The following is a 3,023-nucleotide window of genomic DNA, read 5'->3' as shown; positions in this document are numbered from 1 at the left end:
GCCATCAGCTCGATCTGCGGCGTGCCGAGTTCGAACCGCTCCGGCAGACCGTTGGAAGAGCACCGGCATTTGTAGGGCTCCAGCGTCTCGATGACATCACGGCGGCCCCACAATATGCCCATATGCGGTCCGAAGAATTTGTAGGCCGAGCAGATCAAAAAATCGCAGCCGAGCTCCTGCACGTCGATCAGGCCGTGCGGCGCGAATTGGACGGCATCGACATAGACCAGCGCACCGGCATTCCTGGCTATCGCAGTCAGCGCCTTCACCCGGTTGATCGAACCGGTCAAATTGCTGGCGTAGTTCAACGCGACCAGCCGTGTCTTCTCCGAAAGCAAGCCAGCCAGCGTCGCCTCCTCGACCTGCCAGCTGGTTTCGTCGAACGGCAGCCAGCGCACGACGAGGCCGTGATCCTCGGCCAGTTGCAGCCAGGGCGAGACGTTGCCCTCATGGTCCATGCGGGTGAGAATGATCTCGTCACCGGGCTGCATCGTGCGGCCGAGCGTGCGCGAGATGTGGTAGGTCAGCGTCGTCATGTTGGCGCCGATGATGATTTCCTCAGGACTTGCGGCGCCGAGGAAATCGGCCATGGCCTCATGTGCCTCATCGACGACGGCCTGCGCGGCAATCGTCGTTTCGAAGTAGCCGCCAAGGTTCGCATTGGTGGTCAAGAGACAGCGCGATACCGCATCCGCCACTGCCTGTGGCACCTGCGTGCCGGCAGGGTTGTCGAGATAGATGCGGCGGCGGCCCTTGTCGGTCAGAGAGAGAGCGGGAAATTTTCCCCGGATAGCCTCGATCGGAAAATTCATTGCCGCCCTTCTCCCATTGTAATCGTTGGATATTCGGCCAGCAATCCCCGTTCAAGGACAGGGATTGCCGACCCGCTGGTGGATCGCATCCACCGCCTTCTGCATTTCGTCGGTCCAGACGACGTCGACGGAAGACAGCGCCATATCGAGCTGCGCAACGGTCGTCGCGCCGACGATGTTCGAGGTCACGAACGGCCGGCTCGAGACAAAGGCGTTGGCAAACAGTGCCGGCTCCAGGCCAAAGGAGCGCGCCAGCTCATTGTATTCGAGTTGTGCCTCGGCGGCACCTGGCGTCTCGTAGCGCTGGCCGCGATTGAACAGCTGCGTGCGCGAGCCCTGAGGCCGCGCGCCGTGGTCGTACTTGCCGGTGAGATAGCCCTGCGCCAGCGGCGAATAGGGCAGCAGCGACACCTGCTCGCGCTCGCAGACCTCGGCGAGATTCACCTCGAAGGTGCGGTTGACGAGATTATAGGCGTTCTGGATCGACGCGACGCGCGGGCCGATACCCTGGTCGGCTTCGGCAAGGAACCGCATCACGCCCCAGGAACTCTCGTTCGACAGGCCGAAATGCCGGATCTTTCCTGCCTTCACCAATTCGTCAAACACGGCAAGCGTCTCGGCGATCGGCGTTTCGCCGGCCGGTGCGCCGACGGAATCGGCGCGTGGCGACACGGCGCCGACGCGCGTCGGGTTGGCGCCCCAGGGGATATCCCGCTCCGGCCAGTGGATCTGATAGAGGTCGATGTAGTCGGTGCCGAGCTTGGCCAGCGACTTGTCGATGGCGTCAAAGATATCGGCGCGCACCAGTTGCGACGGCCTGTCGCCGCGAAACCAGCTGTTGGCCGTGCGGCCGACGACCTTCGAGGCCAAGATCACCTTGTCGCGGTTGCCCTTGGCCTTCATCCAGCTGCCGATGATCTTTTCGGTCCGCCCCTGCGTCTCCGCCTTGGGCGGGATCGGATAGAGCTCGGCAGTGTCGATGAAATTGACGCCGCGCGAGAAAGCCAGGTCCATCTGGGCGTGGCCTTCGGCCTCGGTGTTCTGCTGGCCCCAGGTCATGGAGCCCAGGCAGATCTGGGTAACAAGAAGATCAGTCCGACCGAGACGGCGTTTGTGCATGGATTCGGCTCCGGAGGAAGGCTGGCGCGACTGCGCGGAGGAGCCGCATCTATAGGCAAAGCAGAGCCGCTCTCCAAGCCTCGCCAGGCCGACTTTTGCGTGAACCAGCCGGGTTAGCGGCGAGCACCGGCCAGTGCACGACGCTTGGCCTCGTCGATCAGCATGTTGGCCACTTGCATGCGGATCATGGCGCGCTGGCGCAAATGTGGGGCGACGCGGTCGGGATGGTTGGCAAAGGCAAAGCTGCGGCGCATACGGCCGAAATCGGCGACCTGCTTGGGCTGATTGAGGCCGAGTTCGACGGCGATGGCTTCGGGATCGATCGGCGGCAGTTTTTCCTCGGGCTTTGGCTCTTCGCCGGCGAGAGCCAGCTTGGCATGATCGAGCAAAGCGGCGAATTCGGTCGCCAGATCCGCGCCTGCCTCGCGATATTCGGCAGCGGAAACCTTGATGCGACCGGAATGGAGCTCATCGGCCACCGAAAGATAGTCGAACGGGATGGATGGACGAGCGCCGGCCTCTACGTCCTCGCCATTCTTGTCGGGGGCGATGAAGAGGTCGTCGAGCAACGAAGCGAAATCCCGCTTGGCGCCAGTAGCGATGTCAGCCTCCCCCTCGCCCGACCATTCGGGTATCGAAGCATAGAACCGGCTCGTTAAAAATGCATGGCACCGATCTCAATGAATTTAGCCGTCGCCTCGTGGCAGCCATGCAGCCAGCATTCGAGGCTACGATGCGCGTCAGCAAAAGTTTCACCCGGTTGCGGAAAATGGCGAAAAAAATCGCCAAGACATGGCAGGTATGCAAATGCTGCACTGCACAATTGTCACGATTCACCTATATTGGCAGCCGTGGAGGACCAATTTGGGGCTTGAATCATGGGTTTCTTCACTGAAATGTTCGCCCGGCCTCGGCCACAGGAACATCTGAGATACCGCTCGGCGCTCGCGCTGCTTCATTCGATGAGCAATGCCGACCGCGCCGACATAGGGATCAAGCCGGCCGACTTCCCCCGCATCGCCCGCGAAATGTCCATTCGCTAGCTGCATCCGGTGTTCAGGATGTCCCGGATCGGTCCGGGACATCCTGAAC

The 3,023-nt window shown here is 61.9% G+C and carries 4 protein-coding genes; all 4 read right to left on the bottom strand.

The features are described from left to right. Positions 1–812: cysteine desulfurase-like protein (locus EN991_RS29880; RefSeq protein ID WP_127370094.1), on the bottom strand; the 812-nt coding region annotated here is incomplete at its 3' end. Positions 813–863: 51 nt separating this feature from the next. After that, positions 864–1,931, bottom strand: a complete 1,068-nt coding sequence (locus EN991_RS29875; protein WP_127370093.1) for an aldo/keto reductase — start codon at positions 1,929–1,931, stop codon at positions 864–866. Positions 1,932–2,044: 113 nt separating this feature from the next. After that, positions 2,045–2,500 (bottom strand): hypothetical protein, encoded by a 456-nt coding sequence (locus tag EN991_RS29870; protein ID WP_082827379.1) that lies wholly within the window; start codon positions 2,498–2,500, stop codon positions 2,045–2,047. 264 nt (positions 2,501–2,764) lie between these two features. Continuing rightward, a partial coding sequence (locus EN991_RS40420) for a hypothetical protein (RefSeq protein ID WP_206519277.1) occupies positions 2,765–3,023 on the bottom strand: 259 nt, incomplete at its 5' end.

This window comes from Mesorhizobium sp. M7A.F.Ca.US.005.03.2.1 (assembly GCF_003997795.1).
Taxonomy (GTDB): domain Bacteria; phylum Pseudomonadota; class Alphaproteobacteria; order Rhizobiales; family Rhizobiaceae; genus Mesorhizobium; species Mesorhizobium ciceri.
The sequence above is the reverse complement of the archived record's forward strand: the minus strand, read 5'-3'. Positions and strand labels throughout refer to the sequence as shown.